The organism is Rhodococcus sp. 05-2254-5 (assembly GCF_002258575.1).
GTDB lineage: Bacteria > Actinomycetota > Actinomycetes > Mycobacteriales > Mycobacteriaceae > Rhodococcoides > Rhodococcoides fascians.
Genome location: NZ_NOZG01000007.1, coordinates 413700 through 432695, shown reverse-complemented (window position 1 = coordinate 432695; position 18996 = coordinate 413700). Strand labels below are relative to the sequence as shown.

Genomic DNA, 18996 nt, shown 5'->3' with positions numbered 1-18996 from the left:
TTGCGTTGGAGCAGTGTCACGTCATGGAAGTGTCACGTCAGAGCGCTCGTGCGATGAGCGTGCGATAGGCACCGTACAGCACCGCCGCGGCGACGATCGACGCCGCGGCCGTCGCACCGAAGAAGGTTAGTTCGGTTGTTGCAGAGTACTTCTGAGCGAGCAAGCCGGCCAGCGTCGATCCTCCCGCCATCGTGAGGAAGTACAGCGAGGTCATGCCGGCCTTGTGCGATGCGGGTGCGAGCTGCGCCGTCGCCGACAGGACCGACGGCACGACGGCTATCTCGCCGGCACCGAACAGCAACATCGCGACGAGAACCAGCACAACGGAATTCGTCGCCCCTGATGTGCCCGCCATTGCCGCGAACATGGCCATCGCCACCGCCAGCAGGCCGATTCCCACGACGATTTTCGTTCCGGGACTGGGCTGCCGACTGCCCATCCGAGTCCAGACGACGGCATAGATCGGAGCGATGACAGTGGCGAAGAGACCTTCCAACGTGATCACGGTTGCCGCAGGGATCGTCAACGAGCCGACCGTCAGATCGACGCGGGTGTCCATGTACACCGCCAGGGTGGTGAACAACTGGAACAGCAACGTCCAGAACAGCAAGCTACTGAGGAACACCGGAATGTAGGCGAGCACTCGTCGATGCTCGGTAGCGTCGACTTTTCTCGAGGACAACAGCATTGCGAAGTAGGCGATGCTGGCGATCACGATGATCGCGGTCAGCACGGTTCCCAGATTGTCGAGATTCAGGAGGCCGCTGACGGCCGCGGCAACGATGACCAGGGTGACCGATCCGGCGAAAGCTGCGGCCGCGGCCCGACGCGAGCGCGGAAGCGGATTGGCTACCGTTCGGGTGGCCTCGGGCAGATGCTTGTACCCGACCGCGTACTGGGCCAGGCCGATCAGCATGCCCACTGCCGCTGCGCCGAAGGCGATGTGGAAACCGGCCGAGCTCTGCAGGGCACCGGTGAGCAGCGGGCCGAGGAATGCGCCGAGTCCGATCCCCATGTAGTAGAGCGAGTAGCCCGAGTCGCGTTTGGGGTCGTCGTTCGCGTACAGCAGTCCGACCATCGCGGTGACGTTGACTTTGAGTCCGCCGGTTCCGATGACGATCAGCAGCAATCCTGCACCCATACCGGCTGTCGTCGTGATCAGCGCCAGTACGACGTGGCCGGCGATGATGGCGACAGCGGAGTAGAGCACCACCGTGCGCGGGGCGACGAGTCGGTCGGCAACCCAGGCTCCGCCCATCTGGGCGATATAGACTGCGCCGCCGTAGGATCCGGCGATACCGACCGCCACGCCGACATCGAGTCCCAGTCCACCCTCGGCGAGTGAGTAGTACAGGTAGTACGCGAGGATCACCTGTAGGCCGTAGAAGCTGAATCGCTCCCACAACTCCGTGCCGGCCAGCGTCACGAGCCCACGCGGCTGATCACGGAACGTCGAGCCGATCGCTCCCCGCTCTCCTGCGTTCGGCTTGTGGAGTGTTCCGTCCGTTGTCATGCTGGTCCACCTCTGGGGTCCATGGGAATCAGTGGTTCAGGAGAATGAGTGACCGTTGTCACGATGTGTTGATCTAAAACTGGTAGGACCAGACCGTCAAGGTGAAGAGTGGGATATTTACACGTCAACGGATCTTTACTGGGGAAACAGAGTGAATCTGGTATTTTGGTAGGACCAGTTCGTAACCTGCGGGGACGGGGCTTTCCATGACAGCGTGGTCCGAAATAGACGTCGAAGCGGCGTCGGTCCCCGAGCTGCTCAGCGCCAGGATCGCGCAGCTGATCGACAGCGGTCGCGTCGAAGCGGGATCGAAGCTGCCCAGCGAACGCGCCCTGGTGACGATGCTCGGAGCGTCGCGAATCTCGATCCGCCATGCACTTCAGGACCTCGAATTGCGGGGCTATCTGACGCGTAAACCCCGAGCCGGCCGCATCGTCGCACCACTGGAGATGCGCGCTCTGGCCGAAGGAAGCATCTTCGGAAGCATGAGCAGCGACCAACGCACCGTTCGCGAGGTGATGGATCTACGCACGGTCGTCGAACCACCCATTGCCGAGCGTGCCGCCGTCCGCCACCGCACGTCCGAGTTACATGCCTTACGCACTCCACTCGAAACGTCCGAGCGAGAGCTCGTAAATCGGCCGCCGTCTCTGCAGGTGATGCAACTCTGCGACGTGCAGTTCCATCTCGCGATCGCCGGGCTTGCCCACAACTCCATGCTCACCAGGCTCGTGACCGAGACCAACGAGTGGATGGCACCGTCGAGGCAGGCGAGTTTTCAGACCGAGCAGCGGATGCAACGCTCCGTCGATGCCCACCGCAGCATCTATCACGCTATTGCAGAACGTGATCCGGTTCGCGCCCGGAAGGCGATGCACGATCACCTTGCCGACGTGCTCGAGGCGATCACACCGCTCGCGCACTGACTTTTACCGCCGATCGCACCAGCCTGTTGTCCGAAACGGTGCGCGTGAATGCGCTCGATTGGCCACTTCGTCGTGTGCGGATCGGGTGGATTCCGGACAGAATCGAGGTGCTATCGGCTCGGGCCGATCGACCGCGAACAAAGGAGCTCGACAGTGCCCACCCTCGACCGTGACGTCGCTATCGTCGGGGCCGGCCCTTCCGGCCTGGCCGCAGCAACCGAGCTCCGTAAAGCAGGATTGTCCGTCGCCGTGCTGGAAGCGCGTGACCGCGTCGGAGGACGTACCTGGACGAACACCATCGACGGTGCGAGCCTCGAAATCGGCGGTCAGTGGGTCTCACCCGATCAGGAATCTCTCATCGCGCTGATCGGTGAGCTCGGCCTCGAGACGTTCGACCGATACCGCGAGGGCGAGTCCGTCTACATCTCCGCCGCGGGCGAGCGGACCCGTTACTCGGGTGACTCGTTCCCCGTCGACGAGACCACCGAGAAAGAGATGGACCGACTCGTCGCTCTGCTCGACGACTTGGCCGCCCAGGTCGGCCCCGAGGAGCCGTGGGCGCACCCGCTGGCGCGTGAACTGGACACGATCTCGTTCGAGCAGTGGCTGATTCGTGAGTCCGACGATGCCGAGGCACGAGGAAACATCGGCATGTTCATCGCCGGTGGCATGCTCACCAAACCTGCGCACGCGTTCTCGGCTCTGCAAGCAGTCTTGATGGCCGCATCGGCGGGATCGTTCTCGCACTTGGTGGACGAGAACTTCATCCTCGACAAGCGCGTCGTCGGTGGCATGCAGCAGGTGTCGATCCGCATGGCGGCCGCCCTCGGCGACGACGTCATCCTCGACGCGCCGGTGCGAACGGTGCGGTGGAACTCCGACGGCGCAACGGTATTCGCCGACGGTGACATCGAGGTACACGCCAAGCGGGTCGTTCTCGCCGTTCCACCGAACCTGTATTCGCGCATCTCCTACGACCCGCCGCTCCCGCGTCGCCAGCATCAGATGCACCAGCATCAGTCCCTCGGACTGGTGATCAAGGTCCATGCCGTCTACGACACCCCGTTCTGGCGCGAGGACGGGCTGTCAGGAACCGGCTTCGGTGCCTCAGAGATCGTGCAGGAGGTGTACGACAACACCAACTATCAGGACAGCCGCGGAACACTGGTCGGCTTCGTGTCCGACGCCAAGGCAGACGCGATGTTCGAGCTCGACGAGCAGGAGCGCCGCGCGAAGATCCTCGAATCGATCGCACATTATCTGGGGCCCAAGGCAACCGAGCCGGTCGTCTACTACGAGTCGGACTGGGGTTCGGAAGAATGGACCCGTGGTGCGTACGCGGCCAGTTTCGATCTGGGGGGTCTGCACCGCTACGGCAAGGACAGCCGCACTCCCGTCGGCCCGATTCACTTCTCCTGCTCCGACATCGCCGCGGAGGGCTACCAACACGTCGACGGCGCAATCCGCATGGGTCATCGCACCGCCGCGGACATCGTCTCGAGAATCGTTTCCTGACACCCGATCTTCGATCGCACACCGCAGACCCACACCTAGCACCGAGGACACACATGCGCACTGTCACAGAACACAACTCGCCCGCTGCTGCGGCCTCGAACCTCGGGAGGCAGTGATGACGTGGACGATGCCGGCCGAAGGTGTTCGGCACGAACGGACCTGGATGGCCTATCCGTGCGAGGGGTATTCGCTCGGTGACACGCCCGAGGAGCACCACGAGGCTCGCACCACGTGGGCCGAGGTCGCGCAGGCGGTCGCTCGATTCGAGCCGGTCACCGTGGTCGTCGACCCCGCCGAAAGTGCCGTCGCACGCACCTACCTCTCGTCCGAGAGCACATTCCCCATCGACATCCTCGAGGCACCGTTGAACGACGCCTGGATGCGCGACATCGGGCCCACGTTCGTGCTGTCCGAGGACGGCCGTGTCGGCGGCGTCGACTGGGTGTTCAACGGCTGGGGCGCGCAGGACTGGGCGCGCTGGGACAAGGACTCGAAGATCGGCGCGCTCGTCGTCGAGAAGTCCGGTGCCGAGATGATCGATTCACCGATCGTCAACGAGGGCGGTGGTATTCAGGTGGACGGACTGGGAACGGTTCTCGTCACCGAGACGGTACAACTCGATCCCGGTCGCAATCCCACGCTGTCGAAGGCCGATGTAGAGGCCGAACTTGCCCGCACGATCGGCGCCACCACGGTGATCTGGCTTCCTCGTGGACTCACCCGTGACGCGGACGAGTTCGGAACCCGAGGCCACGTCGACATCGTCGCTGCCATCCCCTCGCCCGGCGTCGTTCTGGTGCACGACCAACGCAATCCCGAACACCCCGATCACGACATCAGCAAGGCCGTGTTCGAGATCTTCGAGAACAGCACGGACGCACGCGGTGAGAAGTGGACCATCGTGAAAGTCCCGGCACCGGAGATTCTCCGCGACGAGGAGGGCTTCGTCGATTACAGCTACATCAACCACTACGTCGTCAACGACGGTGTGATCGCCTGCAGCTACAGCGATCCCGCGGACGAAGAGGCTGCTGCCATTCTGTCGGCGGCATACCCGGGCCGCACCGTCGTCACCGTCGACGCTCGGCCACTCTTCGCCCGCGGGGGCGGAATTCACTGCATCACACAGAACCAGCCACAGGCTCAGACGGACTGAGTGGACGCGGGAGCAGGTATCGAATACTGCTCCCGCAACTCGTTCTTGCGGATCTTGCCCGTCGGATTGCGCGGGATCTCGTCGACGAGGATGTAACGCTTGGGGATCTTGTACCGCGCGAGTCGGCCGTCGAGCGCGTCCGCGATGGCATCGAGGTCGACCTCTGCTCCCTCGACGACAGTGATTGCGGCAACGGCAGATTCGCCCCATTTCTCGTCCGGTACACCGAACACTGCGCAACTGTCGATGCCGGGCAGTTCGAGAAGTGCCGCTTCGACCTCGGCCGGATAGATGTTCTCTCCGCCCGAGATGATCATGTCCTTGAGTCGATCGACGATCGTGACGAATCCCTCCGCGTCGGCAATTCCGACGTCGCCGGTACGAAGCCAGCCGTCGTCGAACACGTCGGCGGTCGCGTCGGGACGACCCCAGTATTCCTTCATCACGTGAGGACCCTGGATCTGGATCTCACCCCGCTCCCCCGGTTCCACCGGCTGCGACATCGCGTCGACGATCCTGACGTCGGAGAAGGTATGCGGAACACCCGCGGTGCCCATTTTTCGTTCGGCGTCGACAGCAGCGAGCATCGTTGCGCCAGGACCACTTTCGGTGAGCCCGTAGCCCTGACACATCTTGATCCCGCGTTCGGAATACGTGCGGAGCGTGCGCGGCGGCACCGGTGCGGCGGCCACCACCACCCGGCGTAGCGACGTGAGATCCGTGTCGTCCCACGCGGGATGCGACACGAGCGAGTCCAATATCGTCGGCACTCCGAACGTGTACGTGACCGAGCGCGATTCGACCAGATGGAGCACGCGTCCGGCATCGAACCCTTCCTCGATGACGACCGAGCCGCCCTTGAACAGGACGGGTAACGCAACCATGTCGAGCGCGGCGGTGTGAAACAGCGGAGCGCAGACCAGGGCTACCTCGTCGCTGCACAGGTCCAGATCGAGGACTGCGTTGAGAACGGCGAACAGCACGTTGTCGTGAGTCATCACGACGCCTTTGGGTTTACCGGTCGTACCGGAGGTGTACATGACAAAACACAGATCCGCACCCTCCACCGATTCGTCGATGCGCGTCGAGGGGGCCGCCGCGATCAGCGATTCGTACTCCTCGCCGAGCGTGAGGCGACGCGTGGGGCCGTCACCGACCGCCGAGGTCGCGACGTCGTGCAAGGCCTCGGAATGCACCAACAACGACAGCCCCGAGTCCTGCACTGCGAAAGCAACTTCCGGTGCGGTCAACCGTGCGTTGAGTGGCACGAAGATCGCTCCGAGCACGCCACAGGCGAACAGTACTTCGAGGTAGGCGGGATGATTGGTGGACAACAGCCCGACCCGGTCCCCGGGGCCCACCCCCAGCTCACGTAGACCGTGCGCGAGCCGGGTGGTGCGCTCGTCCAGTTGCTCGTAGGTCGAGACCTGGCCGCGAAACTCGAGTGCCGTTGCTCGCGGGCACTGCCTGGTACGTCGACGGATCCACGAACCGACGCCTTGATTACGCATCTGAAATCTGTTCCTCTCGGGTCCGTGATCTCAGTCGAACATGCGGTAGACGGCCTCGACGACGACCGCGGGGCGCTCGCTGCCTTCGAGTTCGATCGTCGCGGCAACGGTCAGCTGAGCTCCGCCCTTGGGCAGCTCCTCGTACCCCTTCAGCGTGGCGGCCAGGCGCACTCGGCCGCCGGCGGGGACCGGGTTGGTGAAGCGAACCTTGTTCAATCCGTAGTTGATCTTCGTGGTGACGCTGTCGACGACCAGTAGCTCGTCCCACATCGGAATGATCAGCGACAGAGTCAGATAGCCGTGCGCTATCGGACCACCGAAGGGGCTTTCGGCCTTGGCCCGTTCGGGATCGACGTGAATCCACTGATGGTCGTCGGTGGCGTCGGCGAAGGTGTCGATGCGCTGTTGCGGCACCTCGATCCACGAGCTGGTTCCCAGTTCGGTGCCTTCGAGGTTCTTCAACTCGGCGAGAGTGGCGACGCGGGTGGTCATGATGTCTCCTTGGCGGACAGGCCGAGTGCGGCCAGTGCATTGGTCTTGAACACGAGTGGACGAATCTCGTCCTTGATGTCGAGCTCGGCGAAGTCCTTCATCCAACGATCCGGCGTCAGAACCGGAAAGTCCGAGCCGAACAACACCTTTCGCTTCAGCATGGAATTCGCCGCCCGCACCAGTTGAGGCGGAAAGTATTTCGGTGCCCAACCCGACAGGTCGATGTACACGTTCGATTTGTGCGTGGCGATCGAGATCTGCGCGTCCGCCCACGGCACCGCGGGGTGCGCCATGATCATCGTCAGTTGGGGGAAGTCCGCGGCGACGTCGTCGAGCAGCATCGGATCGGAATAGCGCAACTTGATGCCGTGCCCGCCGGGAAGTCCGGCACCGATACCGGTTTGTCCGGTGTGGAAGAGCGCGGGTACTCCGGCTTCGGTGATGGCCTCGTAGATCGGATAGAAGCGGCGATCGTTCGGCTCGAAGCCCTGCATGCTCGGATGGAACTTGAAACCGCGCACCCCGAACTCCTCGACGAGCCGGTGCACCCGCCGCACGGCGGCCTTACCCTGCCACGGGTCGACCGAGCCGAAAGGGATCAACACGTCGTTGTGGCGTGCCGCCCCCTCGGCGATCTCCTCCACCGAGTTCGGTGAATGTCCGGACGCCGCACCGGCATCGACGGTGAACACCACTGCGGCCATGTTGCGGGCCCGGTAGTACTCGGCGATGGTGTCGATCGCTGGAGTACGGTCCTCGCCCGACTTGAAGTACTTCTCCGACGCGGTCATCAATTCGTCGTCCAGTGCGCGGTGTCCGCACCCGTCGATCTCCACATGAGTGTGCACATCGAGTGCCAGTATCGAGTCGAAGTCGATGGCGCACTGGTATTTCGAGCTCATCGCGCCGGCTCGACGGGGAGGTTCTCTCCGACCGATTCGAGGCTGTCCGCGAACGTCGACGGCCAGACAGCGGCGATGTCCTCGGCCGACCAGCCGCCGTCGTGATAGCTCGTGGCGATCATGTCCGGGTGCGTCCACAGTGCCAGGCGGTCACCGCCGACGGCGAATGCCTGACCGGTCACGTCTGCACTCGCGTCGCTTGCCAGGAAAGAGACGATTCCTGCGGCGTCCGCTGGGGTCCCGAACCCGAGTTCACGACGGGCGAACGGCGGCAACGGATCCCCGTTGTGCATGGCCTCGATGTACGGCTGCAGGAACGGAATGGTCTCGGTCATCGCCGTGGCCGCCACCGGGCACACCGCGTTCACGGTGACACCTGCACGCTGGAGTTCCATCGCCCAGGTCCGCACCATCCCGACGATCCCGGCCTTGGAACCGGAGTAGTTGGTCTGTCCGAAATTTCCGCGCTGACCGGCAGGAGAGCCGATGCACACGATCCGGCCGCCCTCACCCTGAGCGCGGAAGTGAACGGCTGCTTCGCGTGCGCAGGTGAACGTGCCGCGGAGATGAACGTTCACGACGGCATCGAAGTCGTCGTCGGTCATCTTCCACAACACCTTGTCGCGCAGGATCCCCGCGTTGGTGACCATGACGTCGAGGCGACCGAACGCCTCGACCGCGCCTGCCACCAACTTCTGTGCGGTCTCGGTGCTGCCCACCGGAGCCACGACGGCCACTGCCCGTCCACCCGCGTCGACGATCGAGGAGACAGCCGCGTCGGCTGTCGCCTGGTTCACGTCGTTGATCAAGACTGCTGCACCGTGGCGCGCGAGGTCCTGGGCATACGCAAGTCCGAGCCCCTGGCCGCTTCCGGTGACGACAGCGACCTTGTTGTCGAGATTCATAGCTCTCTCCTCTTCGTGGTTACCAGACTGACAAAACCATCAATAATTGAGAAAGTCAATGATTTACGTTTGCTAGAATTACCGCCGATACGAGGAGCCTCATGACCGACATCGCACCCCTGTCCGACGACATCGGATTCCTGCTGACGCGCGCGGGAACGTCGCTGACGGCCGCCGCCAAAACGGCACTGGCACCCTTCGAGCTGCGCGTACGTTCGTACTCCGTGCTGGCCCTGGCCTGCGAACATTCGGACGGACTCGGCCAGCGGCAGCTCGCGGAGGAACTGGGCTTGGACCCCAGTCAGATCGTGGCGTTGGTGGACGATCTGGAGGTCCGCGAGCTGATCACCCGACGGGTCGACCCCGGCGATCGACGAAACAAGCGCATCTACGCGACCGACGCCGGCCGCGCGCTGTGCGTGGACGCACAGCGCGCGCTCGCGGCGACCCAATCCGCCACGCTCTCAGCCCTCGGCGACCGCGGTGTCCGAGAGCTGCGGCAGTCACTGCAGTCCATCGTCCGCGCACAGTAGATCTTGCACACGTAGGCCGATCACCGTTCGTAGACAACCCTGCCGCCGACGACCGTCGCGATGATCGGTAGTTCGGGAATTCGATCCGCCGGGCCCATCAGGTCGCCGCCGACTGCGGTGAAATCTGCGGGACCACCGACGACGATGGTTCCGGTTCCGTCGGTCAGACCGGCCGCCGCCGCGGCGTGGGTGGTGTACCCGTCGAGGGCTTGTCGAGCCGAAATCGCCTGCCGGGGTTGACGAGGAGGGTCGGCCGGCAGGCCTGCGGGGCGGCGTAGCCGGGCATCGGCCATCACGACTCGGGGATCGAAATGTGCTACCGGCCAATCGGATCCGAGCGCAACGGTCACACCGAGATCGAGAAGCTCGGCCACCGGCCAACCACGGTCGATACGATCGCGGCCCATGCGCCGAGACCAGTCGTCGGCCTCGTCCGCTCGGGTGTACCTGGTGCAATGGGTCGGCTGCATCGATGCGGCAATACCGGCGTCCGCGATCGTTGTCAGATCCTCGGGACAGACGGTCTCGAGGTGTTCGAGGCGATGCCGAACCCCCTTCCCGAGGGCTGCCAGCGTCCGTACGCAGTGGTGCACAGCGGCATCACCGATCGCATGAGTAGTGGTCGACACTGCACGGCGGTCGAGCTCGCGCACCACGGCCGCATACCGTTCCGGGTCGGTCCACGACGGCCGGGTACCGTCGCCGTACAGGTCCGGGTGACACAACCACGCCGTCCCACCTTCGACGGTTCCGTCCATGAACAGTTTTGCGCCCGCGTATCGCCACCGCGCCCCGGCGGTACCGTGCACCAGCGCAGCCAGTTCTGCGACCCGATCGGCAGGATGATCCGGCTGGACCCAGCCGTACACCCAGAACCGCAGTCCGGCGTCGTCCTCGTCGAGCGCCCGGATCATCTCGACGGTCCCGGGGAGGTCGTCCATGACGTGCACCCCGGTCAGCCCGACCGACGCCATCTCCTCGGTCACGGTGCGTAACAAAGACTTCGCCGCGACGACGTTCTGGGCAGGCATGACCGCCTCCACCAGATGGATGGCCGGCTCCTCGATCAGGTGACCGGTGGTCTTCCCGCCACTGTCCACCGCCACTCGGGCACCGCCGTGGTCGAAGGTCTCTTGGCCGGTCACGCCGGCAATATCGAGTGCAGCCCGATTGGCCAGCGACGAATGCGCGTCGTAGAACCGAATGAGAACAGGGGTCGTGACCGAGTCGGAGATGGCTTCGAAGCTAGGAGCTCGGCCGCCGAATACGTTGTGGTTCAGGCCCCAGCCGCGAATCCAACCGTCCGTCGGGTGCGCATCGTGCAGTACCCGACGCACGTCGTCCAGATTCTCGCACCGACTGAAATCCACCCCGAGTGACATCAACGCGCCTTGCACCACGTGCGTGTGGGCGTCGACCCATCCGGGTGTCAGAGTGCTCCCGGCCAGGTCGATGATCTTCGTTCCGGGACCACTGCACCCCAGGACGTTGTCGGTACTCCCGAGTGCGATCACTCGGTCGTCTCGAACGGCGACGGCCTGCTGCGGCTCGGCACCATCGACCTGGGTGAGCACCGTGGCGTTCATCAGAATCAGTGTCGCATCAGTCATGTCGCACTCCTCGTGCATCATCGGTAGGTAGTGCGGTCGACGGTCCGGCCTGGGTATCGGGCAGTATCTCGGAATCGATGTCGGTCGTCCCCAGCCGTGCGTACACCTGGGGGCGGCGTGCCCGGATCCACAGGGCCACTGCCGAACCCAACGCGAACACCACGACGGATCCGATGGAGGCGACGGTGTTCACCACCGGGTCGGTCGTCAGGGTGGCGATTTCGATCTTGTCGACGACGAGGTACAGAGCGATTCCGATCAGGACGAACGCGGCGATTCCAGCGAGTGCCGCGCCCCGATCCCGTGCCACTTCTCTACCGCGCAGGAAGAACACGGCAACCGAGAGAGAGGTGAGCCATTGCAGCGCAAGGATTCCCACGGTTCCCGTACTCGCCGTCCACGCAGCCAACTGCAGGACCGGATCGACGTCGGCCGCGGCGAAACACGCGATGGCCACTACGGCCGTCGCCGTCTGCGCGATGCTGGCGATGTGCGGAGACAAGTGCTTGCTGTGCACGTGGCTGAGCCGCACCGGGAAGATTCCTTCACGACCGAGCGCATAGCCGTACCGGGTGATCGCGTTGTGGAAGGCCAGCAGAGCCGCGAGTCCACTCGAGACGATCAGCACGCGCATCACATCCGTTGCCGCACTACCGACGTAGGTCTGCATGGCGGTGAAGAAGAAACCGGCAGGATCCGATGCAGCCGCGGCGACCGCGTTCTCGGCGCCGAACGCCATGACCGCAACCCAGACGATGAAGCAGTAGAAGACCGCGAGGAAAATGACCGCGGCATAGGTTGCGCGGGGGACCGTCCGGTCCGGTCGTACCGCCTCGTTGCGGAACAGGGCGGTTGCCTCGAAGCCCACGAACGCGGCGAACGACACGGCCAGTACCGCCCCCATCGATCCGGTGAAGACGTTCTCGGGATAGAACGGCTGCAGGTTCAGACCACTCGCACCGCCCTTGGCGATCACTGCGATCGCCAATACGAGCAGCACCAGCACTTCGAGAACGAGCAGCACGCCGAGGACCTTGGCCCCCACCCGAATCGATCGATATCCCAGCACGGACACGATCGCCGCAGCGACCAACGCCCACAGCCACCAGGGTAGGTCGACTCCGACGAAGTCGTTCATCGTCGCCTTGGTGACCGCTCCGAACAACCCGTAGGTGCTGATCTGCAGGAGGGTGTACCCCGCCACGGCCACCAGAGCGCTACCGAGACCGGCAACTTTGCCCAGACCCATCCGGATGTAGGAGTAGAACGCGCCGTTGTTGTGCACGTGCCGCGCCATCTTGGTGAAGCCGATGGCGAACACCGTGCTGATCAGACCGGCGCACAGGTATCCGGCGGGAGCGCCGATCCCACCGATCAGCAACGCGATCGGAGCAACGGCCACCATGACGGTGAGCGGTGCCGCTGCCGCGACGACGAAGAAGACGATGTCGCGTGAGTTGAGGCTGGAACTATCGAGGGCATTCGGCTGCCCGGAATGTTGGGGGATGGTCATGGCCGGCTCCGTGTGATTAATCCAACGATGTTTGGTTTTGACGTAACGTAGACCACAGAAGACAGTTTGGAAAGACCCCGGCGAAATGGAGTACACGTGGCAAGGCCGAAGACAGCACTACTCGATGTCGATCGCATCGTCGATGCCGCACTTCAGATCACCGACGCCACAGGCGATTTCACAGTTGCACAGCTCGCCTCCAAACTCGCCGTGCATCCATCCTCGCTGTACCACCACGTGTCCGGAAAAGACGAAGTGATCGATCGAATGCGGGCTCGAATCGGTCGCAAGATCGACAACACGGGCTTCGGAACGGGCCCGTGGGACGAGGCATTGAAGAGGTTGGCGTGGTCGTATCGAGCGGCGTTCGCCCGTCACCCCGGGTCCATTCGCTTGTTCGCGACCTCACGCATCCGCGACCGCGAATCGCTGTCCGAGTACGAGCGAATCGCCGACGGTCTGCACGATGCGGGCTTCGCTTGGCCCGAGGTACTTCCGATCATCATCGCGTTCGACAACTTCATTCTCGGCTCGGCCCTCGACATGGGCAGCGGCGGTAACCTCTACACACCCGACCCGCAGATGCACCCGGCCCTCACTGCTGCGGTGGGCGATCCCGAGGAACAGCCGAACCCCACCGACGTCGCCTTCGAGCTGGGACTGTCGGCACTGCTGACGGGCCTGCAACACCGCCTGGGCAATCGCTGACGCACCCTCCGCTCCTCGGGGCTCAGTGCGCCCCGGTGTGTCCGAGAGCCAGGCGACAACTACGGAGGAAGCCGCGGAATTCGTCTCGTTGACGCGGCGACAGATCGGCGACCATGCGGTCCTCCAGGTCACCGATCTGCGCGTCGTACTCTGCGAGCAAGCGTCGTGCTTCCTCGGTCAAGCTCGTGAGCATCCGCCGTTTGTTGGCCGGATCCGTTCGGCGAGTGACCAATCCACGCTTCTCGAGTGCGGCGATCATCTCGCCCATCGTCTGAGCCGTCACGAAGGAATTGCGTGCCAACTCCGCGGACGACAGCCCGTCGCGTCGACGTAGCACCGTCAGCGCGGTGTACTGCACGGCAGTGATGTTCATCGGCCGCAACAGCGCATCCATCTGGGCCCGCACCGCCAGCTCGACCTGCTTGATGGCGTAGAGCAGCGTCGGCTGCTCGCCTGCCGACGACGGCCTCGATGCCACGTTCACCACCTCGCTTTCCGAACTCGCGTGTGTCTGCAGCCTAATTACCGAATGCCGCCGACCGGCAACTGGATCGCCTATTGCTTTCCGCGCATGCGCGCGGTTGTATATAAGGAACCCTGTTAATCAGGTCACAGCCGGCCATCGAAGCGAGGCGTTCATGACGATCACCGACGACAGCGTCACTCTCACCCGACCCGACGTCACTCCCGGACGGCTCTTCGTCGACGGTCACTGGCGTGACGCTGCCGCAGGTGGCCGATCCGACGTGCTCGATCCGTCGACGGGAGCGGTGCTCACCTCCGTGTCCGAGGCGTCCGCTGTAGACGTCGACGCAGCAGTGTCCGCAGCTCGCACCGCCTTCGACGACGGCCGCTGGTCGTCACTGCCCGGACGCGAACGGGCACGCATTCTGCACCGAGCCGGTCAGCTCATCCGCGAACGCGCCGACGAGATCGTTGCCGTCGAAAGCGCCGATGTGGGTAAGCCGGTGTCGTTGTGCCGCCCGGTGGACGTACTGACCTCCGCGGAGCAGTACGAGTACTGCTCCGCACTGGCTCAGACGCTCGGTGGATCGCATCGCGACACTCCGCTGTCTGCGCACGCGTACACGCGCAGAGAACCGCTCGGTGTGGTCGCCGCGATCACCCCCTTCAACTTTCCGCTGATTTTGTCGAGTTCGAAGATCGCGCCTGCACTCGCTGCGGGTAACACCGTGGTCCACAAACCCAGCGAGGACACCCCGCTCAGCGCATTGCTGATGGCTGACATATTGACCGAGGCGGGCGTACCGCCAGGCGTGATCAACGTTGTCACCGGAACAGGTTCCGTTGCGGGAGAGGCACTTCTGCAGCATCCGGGAGTCGACAAGATCGCATTCACCGGGTCAACGGCTGTGGGCAGGCACGCTGCCGGGGTCGCAGGCCGCAACCTGGTACCGGTGACGATGGAACTGGGTGGCAACGCCGCGCACATCGTGTTCGAGGACGCCGACATCGACAAGGCGATCGGAGCGATCATCAAAGGGTTCGTCTTCAACTCCGGGCAGTTCTGCATGGGCGGCCCGCGCCTGCTCGTCCAGCGCTCTCGATACGAAACGGTGTTGGACATTCTGGCCCAGGCGATTCCCGGTGTTCCCGTCGGCGACCCGTTCGATCCGGCCACGGTGGTCGGACCCATGGCCGGAGAGCGGCACGTGCACAAGGTCGAGGAGTACGTGGACATCGCCCGCCGCGACGGCGGCCGTATCGTCATCGGCGGGCACCGTCCCGACCTGTCCGGTACGCCCCTCGCCGGTGGCTCGTTCTACTCCCCCACCGTCATCGCAGACTTGCCTGCCACGTCGCGGGTCGTTCGAGAAGAGATCTTCGGACCCGTTCTGACGGTACAACCGTTCGACACCGAAGACGACGCGGTCCGCCTGGCCAACGGCACCGAATACGGCCTCGCTGCCGGTCTGCAGACGACGAATGTGGCTCGCGCACATCGTGTTGCAGCACGACTGCACGCCGGCATCGTGTGGGTCAACGACTGGGCGATGCTCGACCCGGCCGTTCCCTTCGGCGGAGTCAAGAACTCCGGCTTCGGCCGTGAGTACGGCCCCGAGGGCCTCGACTCGTACACCAAGGTCAAATCCGTCGTCATCTCGCTCGACTGAATCGAAGGCCTCGACCGAATCGAAAGGGCAGTGCCATGACCACAACCACAGCGGCAGTAGTCGAATCGGGCGGAGCCGCGTTCACATTGTCCCCGGTCGAACTGGGCGAACCCCGCAGCGGAGAAGTGCGCGTGCGTATCGTCGCAGCCGGCTTGTGCCACACCGATCTGGGCGTCGCCGCGGGCGGGCTGCCGTTTCCGCTTCCCGGCGTCCTCGGCCACGAGGGTGCGGGGGTCGTCGAAGCCATCGGTCCCGGAGTCACCGGCGTGCAGGAAGGTGACCACGTTCTGCTGTCGTTCACCTCGTGCGGTACCTGCGGAAACTGCCGAGCCGGTCATCCCGCCTATTGCGCAACGTGGTTGCCGCTCAACCTCATCGGTGGGGCTCGCGCCGACGGCTCCAGCCCCATCACGCGCAACGGCACTGCGCTCGGTGGCCATTTCTTCGGCCAGTCGTCGTTCGCGAATCATGCGATCGTGGACGAGCGGAGCCTGGTTCGGGTCGATTCCTCCGCACCGCTGGAGATCCTGGCACCGCTGGGCTGCGGGGTGCAGACCGGAGTCGGTGCCGTGTGGAACGTGCTGCGACCACGCCCGGGAGATACCGTCGTGGTGACCGGCGCAGGCGCAGTGGGTCTTTCGGCCATCATGGCTGCCGCTCTCACTCCCGCGGCCAAGATCATCGCGGTCGATCGGGTTGCCGAACGCCTGGAACTGGCCACCGAGTTGGGAGCGACCCACGTCGTCGACGCCACTCGCGAGGACACCGCGGCAGCGTTGGCAGAACTGACCGAGGGCTCCGGCGTCGACGGAGCCATCGAAACCACCGGGAACGTAGGGGTGCTGCGCACCGCGATCGATGCCCTGGCCCCTCGTGGAACCGCCGTCGTCGTCGGCGCTCCGCCCTTCGGCACCGAGGTCCCGGTCGACGTCAACGCCATGCTGCCGGGCCGACGCATCGTGGGACTGACCCTCGGCGACAGCGAAACGCAGACCCTGATTCCGGTGCTGGTGGATCTTGTCGTGTCGGGTCGATTGCCCCTGCAGCGCTTGATCACTCACTACCGGTTCGACGACATCAACTCCGCGGTGGCGGACATGATCAGCGGTGCGTCGATCAAACCGGTCCTCCTCTTCTGACCGGGATTCCGACCGGGCTTCCGGCATCCGGAAGTCCGCTCGCACCGGCGGGGTCGCGTGCCACACACTCGATGTGACGAGCGCTGACGAGACGTCAAGCGACCGAACGACTTCTACGTGTTCAGGAGAATCGATGACGACAATCGTCCGTAACCAGTGGTATGTCGCGGCGTACAGCGGAGAAGTGGGCCGAGAGCTGTTCTCGCGCACCATTTGCGGCGAGGCCATTCTGTTGTGGCGCACGGAGTCCGGGGCTGTGACCGCGATGAGCGATCGTTGTGTGCACCGGCGGTACCCACTCTCCGCGGCCCCCAGCCACCTCGATGGCGACACCGTGGTCTGCGGCTACCACGGGTTCACGTACGGCAGCGACGGTGGCTGCGTCTCCGTTCCCGGGCAGAAGCGGGTGCCGAGGACGGCCAGGCTCACCACCTATCAGGTGTACGAGCAGGATTCGTTCGTCTGGGTGTGGATTGCCGACCCGGACGATCCGATCGACGGCGACATCACTCGTATTCCCCGGGCCCCGTGGATGGACTCCCCGGACTACACCGTGGTGAGCGGAATGGAGCCGATCTCGTGCAACTATCAGTTGCTCGTCGACAACCTCATGGACCTTTCGCACGAGACCTACCTGCACGGCGGTTACATCGGCACTCCCGAAGTCGCCGACACACCGATCACCACCGAGATCGACGACGATCGCAACGTCATCTACGTTTCGCGGCACATGGACGACGCCGAATGCCCACCGTTCTACTCGAAGTCCACCGGCATCGACACGCGCATCTCGCGTTGGCAGGACATCGAATACACGCCCCCGTGCCTGTACCTACTGCACAGCCGCATCGCTCCGCTCGGATCACCGCTACCCGCGGACGACGGCTCCGACGCCCACGCGTTCCACAGCGAGATCGTGTACGCGATCACTCCGGAAACCGAGACCTCGACACACGACTTCTGGGCTGTTGCTCGCGATTTCGCAATCGACGACAACGAAGTGTCCCAGTTTCTGGCCGAGAACAATCGCACAGTGGTCATGCAGGACGTGGTGGCGCTGAACATTCTTCAGCAAGCACTGGACACCGAAAAGGCCGGCTACCAGGAACTGTCGATCAACATCGATGCGGGCGGCCTCGGTGCGCGTCGGCTTCTGAGCAAACTCCTCGAGGGCTCGCGAGCAGGTGCCGAGGTGGTGTCGTGACACCGGAACCGAATCGAATGCTGCAGGGCCCCAACGTGCTGCGTGTGGTGTGGGTTCCGGGTACCGACCGGCTGCGCGGCGTCTGCCATTGTGGCTCGTCCCGGCTCGAGGAGGATCCGGCACTGCTGTGGGAGTGGTTGCTCGCGCACCCCATCGGGCACTTCTCGACCGTCGACCCCGGCCATCCCGAGTTGCCCTCGGTGCGAGGCGAACTCGTGAGTCACGTGGGGAGAGCCGAGTGACGCGAAACCTCCCCGAGTGCGACCTGGATCTGATCGTCTCGGACAAGTGCAGCGGCGCGGATGGCGTTGCCCTGCTGCAGTTGCGCAAGCCGGACGGCACAGACCTGCCGAGCTGGACGCCGGGAGCTCATATCGATCTGGAGTTGACTTCCGACATCACCCGCCAGTACTCGCTGTGCGGAAGCCCGGCCGACCGCGACACCTGGCGCATCGGAGTCCTACGAGAACCGGCATCCCGCGGTGGTTCGCTCCATGTCCACGACACCCTTGCCGTCGGCGACACCGTCCGTGTCCGTGGACCGCGCAATCACTTCGAGTTGACCGAATCCGAGAACTATCTGTTCATCGCCGGCGGTATCGGAATCACACCCATCATCACGATGGTGGCCGAGGCCGAGCGGCGTGGGGCCGGGTGGTCGCTGGCGTACGGCGGCCGGTCCCGCGACAGTATGGCGTTCGTCGACGAGCTCGTTTCCCGCTACCCCGGCAACACGACCGTGGTCCCGCAGGACGAAAAGGGACTGCTCGATCTCGACGATCTGCTCGGGACTGCGCGCGTCGGCACGGCCGTCTACTGCTGCGGACCGGGGCCCCTGCTGGACGCCGTGACCGAACGCGCGGGGCACTGGCCCGAAGGAAGCGTGCACCTCGAACGGTTCCGTGCCGACACACTCGATCGGCCGACATCGGGTGCGTCATTCGAAGTCGAACTTTCTCTGAGCCGACGAACCGTCACCGTGCATCCGGACGAATCGGTGCTCGACGCCGTGACGAACTCGGGAGTGCAGGTGCTCTCGTCGTGTAGAGAGGGAACGTGCGGAACCTGCGAAACAGCCGTTCTCGCCGGCACCGTCGACCATCGCGACACACTGTTGACCGAGGAGGAACGCGGTGCCAACGACACCATGATGATCTGTGTGTCCCGGTCGACGGGCCCCCGGCTCGTTCTCGAACTGTAGAGCTCGTTGCACGACATTCCTTACGAATCGAAG

At 64.2% G+C, this 18996-nt stretch carries 18 protein-coding genes; 10 read left to right on the top strand and 8 right to left on the bottom strand.

Annotated elements, in window-relative coordinates:
- Positions 1 to 37: 37 nt before the first annotated feature.
- A complete protein-coding gene (locus CH278_RS07345) occupies positions 38 to 1513 on the bottom strand; it encodes a peptide MFS transporter (protein ID WP_094621551.1) in 1476 nt (491 codons plus the stop codon).
- Positions 1514 to 1719: 206 nt separating this feature from the next.
- On the opposite strand from CH278_RS07345, the gene CH278_RS07340 reads away from it, so the two are divergent.
- The 3 genes from CH278_RS07340 to CH278_RS07330 all read left to right on the top strand — a co-directional run bounded on the left by CH278_RS07340 (position 1720) and on the right by CH278_RS07330 (position 5110).
- The gene (locus CH278_RS07340) at positions 1720 to 2439 is read left to right on the top strand and encodes a FadR/GntR family transcriptional regulator (RefSeq protein ID WP_094621550.1); all 720 of its coding nucleotides are present in this window, start codon (positions 1720 to 1722) and stop codon (positions 2437 to 2439) included.
- A gap of 153 nt (positions 2440 to 2592) precedes the next feature.
- Positions 2593 to 3954 (top strand): flavin monoamine oxidase family protein, encoded by a 1362-nt coding sequence (locus CH278_RS07335; protein WP_094621549.1) that lies wholly within the window; start codon positions 2593 to 2595, stop codon positions 3952 to 3954.
- Positions 3955 to 4069: 115 nt separating this feature from the next.
- Positions 4070 to 5110, top strand: a complete 1041-nt coding sequence (locus tag CH278_RS07330; RefSeq protein ID WP_094621548.1) for an agmatine deiminase family protein — start codon at positions 4070 to 4072, stop codon at positions 5108 to 5110.
- Here the strand turns inward: CH278_RS07330 and CH278_RS07325 are convergent.
- From CH278_RS07325 to couN, 4 genes are read right to left on the bottom strand one after another with little or no spacing between them, the layout of a single operon-like run.
- Positions 5098 to 6621, bottom strand: a complete 1524-nt coding sequence (locus CH278_RS07325) for an acyl-CoA synthetase (RefSeq protein ID WP_094621547.1) — start codon at positions 6619 to 6621, stop codon at positions 5098 to 5100. The genes CH278_RS07330 and CH278_RS07325 overlap by 13 nt on opposite strands.
- A gap of 30 nt (positions 6622 to 6651) precedes the next feature.
- On the bottom strand, positions 6652 to 7113 hold the full coding sequence (gene couM, locus CH278_RS07320) for a p-hydroxycinnamoyl-CoA hydratase (protein ID WP_032366817.1): 462 nt from the start codon (positions 7111 to 7113) through the stop codon (positions 6652 to 6654).
- Positions 7110 to 8015 (bottom strand): 4-hydroxyphenyl-beta-ketoacyl-CoA hydrolase, encoded by a 906-nt coding sequence (gene couO / locus CH278_RS07315; protein WP_094621546.1) that lies wholly within the window; start codon positions 8013 to 8015, stop codon positions 7110 to 7112. The genes couM and couO overlap by 4 nt, the downstream gene beginning before the upstream one ends.
- Entirely contained in the window at positions 8012 to 8920 is a 909-nt protein-coding gene (gene couN / locus CH278_RS07310; RefSeq protein WP_032369145.1) for a 4-hydroxyphenyl-beta-hydroxyacyl-CoA dehydrogenase, read from the bottom strand. The genes couO and couN overlap by 4 nt, the downstream gene beginning before the upstream one ends.
- 101 nt (positions 8921 to 9021) lie before the next feature.
- Here couN and CH278_RS07305 point away from each other — a divergent pair, with 101 nt between their 5' ends.
- Positions 9022 to 9453: a MarR family winged helix-turn-helix transcriptional regulator gene (locus CH278_RS07305; protein WP_032369146.1), complete on the top strand. Its 432-nt coding sequence runs from the start codon at positions 9022 to 9024 to the stop codon at positions 9451 to 9453.
- Positions 9454 to 9473: 20 nt separating this feature from the next.
- Here the strand turns inward: CH278_RS07305 and CH278_RS07300 are convergent, their stop codons facing one another.
- Positions 9474 to 11063 carry an amidohydrolase gene (locus CH278_RS07300; RefSeq protein WP_032369237.1) on the bottom strand — a complete coding sequence of 530 codons (1590 nt, stop codon included), beginning with the start codon at positions 11061 to 11063 and terminating at the stop codon, positions 9474 to 9476.
- Positions 11056 to 12576: an APC family permease gene (locus CH278_RS07295; protein ID WP_052053451.1), complete on the bottom strand. Its 1521-nt coding sequence runs from the start codon at positions 12574 to 12576 to the stop codon at positions 11056 to 11058. Before CH278_RS07295 ends, CH278_RS07300 begins: the two co-directional genes overlap by 8 nt.
- Positions 12577 to 12672: 96 nt before the next feature.
- On the opposite strand from CH278_RS07295, the gene CH278_RS07290 reads away from it, so the two are divergent.
- Entirely contained in the window at positions 12673 to 13284 is a 612-nt protein-coding gene (locus CH278_RS07290; RefSeq protein WP_032366821.1) for a TetR/AcrR family transcriptional regulator, read from the top strand.
- A gap of 22 nt (positions 13285 to 13306) precedes the next feature.
- Here CH278_RS07290 and CH278_RS07285 read toward each other — a convergent pair whose 3' ends face one another.
- The gene (locus CH278_RS07285; RefSeq protein ID WP_032369239.1) at positions 13307 to 13762 is read right to left on the bottom strand and encodes a MarR family winged helix-turn-helix transcriptional regulator; all 456 of its coding nucleotides are present in this window, start codon (positions 13760 to 13762) and stop codon (positions 13307 to 13309) included.
- Positions 13763 to 13922: 160 nt separating this feature from the next.
- Here CH278_RS07285 and CH278_RS07280 point away from each other — a divergent pair, with 160 nt between their 5' ends.
- The 5 genes from CH278_RS07280 (at position 13923) to CH278_RS07260 (ending at position 18963) form a co-directional block, all read left to right on the top strand.
- The gene (locus CH278_RS07280) at positions 13923 to 15419 is read left to right on the top strand and encodes an aldehyde dehydrogenase family protein (protein WP_094621545.1); all 1497 of its coding nucleotides are present in this window, start codon (positions 13923 to 13925) and stop codon (positions 15417 to 15419) included.
- Positions 15420 to 15454: 35 nt separating this feature from the next.
- Positions 15455 to 16558, top strand: a complete 1104-nt coding sequence (locus tag CH278_RS07275; RefSeq protein WP_048317416.1) for an NAD(P)-dependent alcohol dehydrogenase — start codon at positions 15455 to 15457, stop codon at positions 16556 to 16558.
- A 133-nt stretch (positions 16559 to 16691) separates the two neighbouring features.
- Complete coding sequence (locus CH278_RS07270; RefSeq protein WP_094621544.1) at positions 16692 to 17762, top strand: aromatic ring-hydroxylating dioxygenase subunit alpha; 1071 nt, start codon at positions 16692 to 16694, stop codon at positions 17760 to 17762.
- Positions 17759 to 18004, top strand: a complete 246-nt coding sequence (locus tag CH278_RS07265; RefSeq protein ID WP_201245408.1) for a hypothetical protein — start codon at positions 17759 to 17761, stop codon at positions 18002 to 18004. Before CH278_RS07270 ends, CH278_RS07265 begins: the two co-directional genes overlap by 4 nt.
- Positions 18001 to 18963 carry a PDR/VanB family oxidoreductase gene (locus CH278_RS07260; RefSeq protein ID WP_094621543.1) on the top strand — a complete coding sequence of 321 codons (963 nt, stop codon included), beginning with the start codon at positions 18001 to 18003 and terminating at the stop codon, positions 18961 to 18963. Before CH278_RS07265 ends, CH278_RS07260 begins: the two co-directional genes overlap by 4 nt.
- The last annotated feature ends 33 nt before the right edge of the window (positions 18964 to 18996 follow it).

What these genes read in the sequence shown, in the direction of transcription:
- CH278_RS07325 (WP_094621547.1), bottom strand. Translation starts at nt 6,621, where the DNA reads ATGCGTAATCAAGGCGTCGGTTCGTGGATCCGTCGACGTACCAGGCAG.
- couM (WP_032366817.1), bottom strand. Translation starts at nt 7,113, where the DNA reads ATGACCACCCGCGTCGCCACTCTCGCCGAGTTGAAGAACCTCGAAGGC.
- CH278_RS07275 (WP_048317416.1), top strand. Translation starts at nt 15,455, where the DNA reads ATGACCACAACCACAGCGGCAGTAGTCGAATCGGGCGGAGCCGCGTTC.
- couO (WP_094621546.1), bottom strand. Translation starts at nt 8,015, where the DNA reads ATGAGCTCGAAATACCAGTGCGCCATCGACTTCGACTCGATACTGGCA.
- couN (WP_032369145.1), bottom strand. Translation starts at nt 8,920, where the DNA reads ATGAATCTCGACAACAAGGTCGCTGTCGTCACCGGAAGCGGCCAGGGG.
- CH278_RS07305 (WP_032369146.1), top strand. Translation starts at nt 9,022, where the DNA reads ATGACCGACATCGCACCCCTGTCCGACGACATCGGATTCCTGCTGACG.
- CH278_RS07340 (WP_094621550.1), top strand. Translation starts at nt 1,720, where the DNA reads ATGACAGCGTGGTCCGAAATAGACGTCGAAGCGGCGTCGGTCCCCGAG.
- CH278_RS07270 (WP_094621544.1), top strand. Translation starts at nt 16,692, where the DNA reads ATGACGACAATCGTCCGTAACCAGTGGTATGTCGCGGCGTACAGCGGA.
- CH278_RS07295 (WP_052053451.1), bottom strand. Translation starts at nt 12,576, where the DNA reads ATGACCATCCCCCAACATTCCGGGCAGCCGAATGCCCTCGATAGTTCC.
- CH278_RS07330 (WP_094621548.1), top strand. Translation starts at nt 4,070, where the DNA reads ATGACGTGGACGATGCCGGCCGAAGGTGTTCGGCACGAACGGACCTGG.
- CH278_RS07300 (WP_032369237.1), bottom strand. Translation starts at nt 11,063, where the DNA reads ATGACTGATGCGACACTGATTCTGATGAACGCCACGGTGCTCACCCAG.
- CH278_RS07280 (WP_094621545.1), top strand. Translation starts at nt 13,923, where the DNA reads ATGACGATCACCGACGACAGCGTCACTCTCACCCGACCCGACGTCACT.
- CH278_RS07345 (WP_094621551.1), bottom strand. Translation starts at nt 1,513, where the DNA reads ATGACAACGGACGGAACACTCCACAAGCCGAACGCAGGAGAGCGGGGA.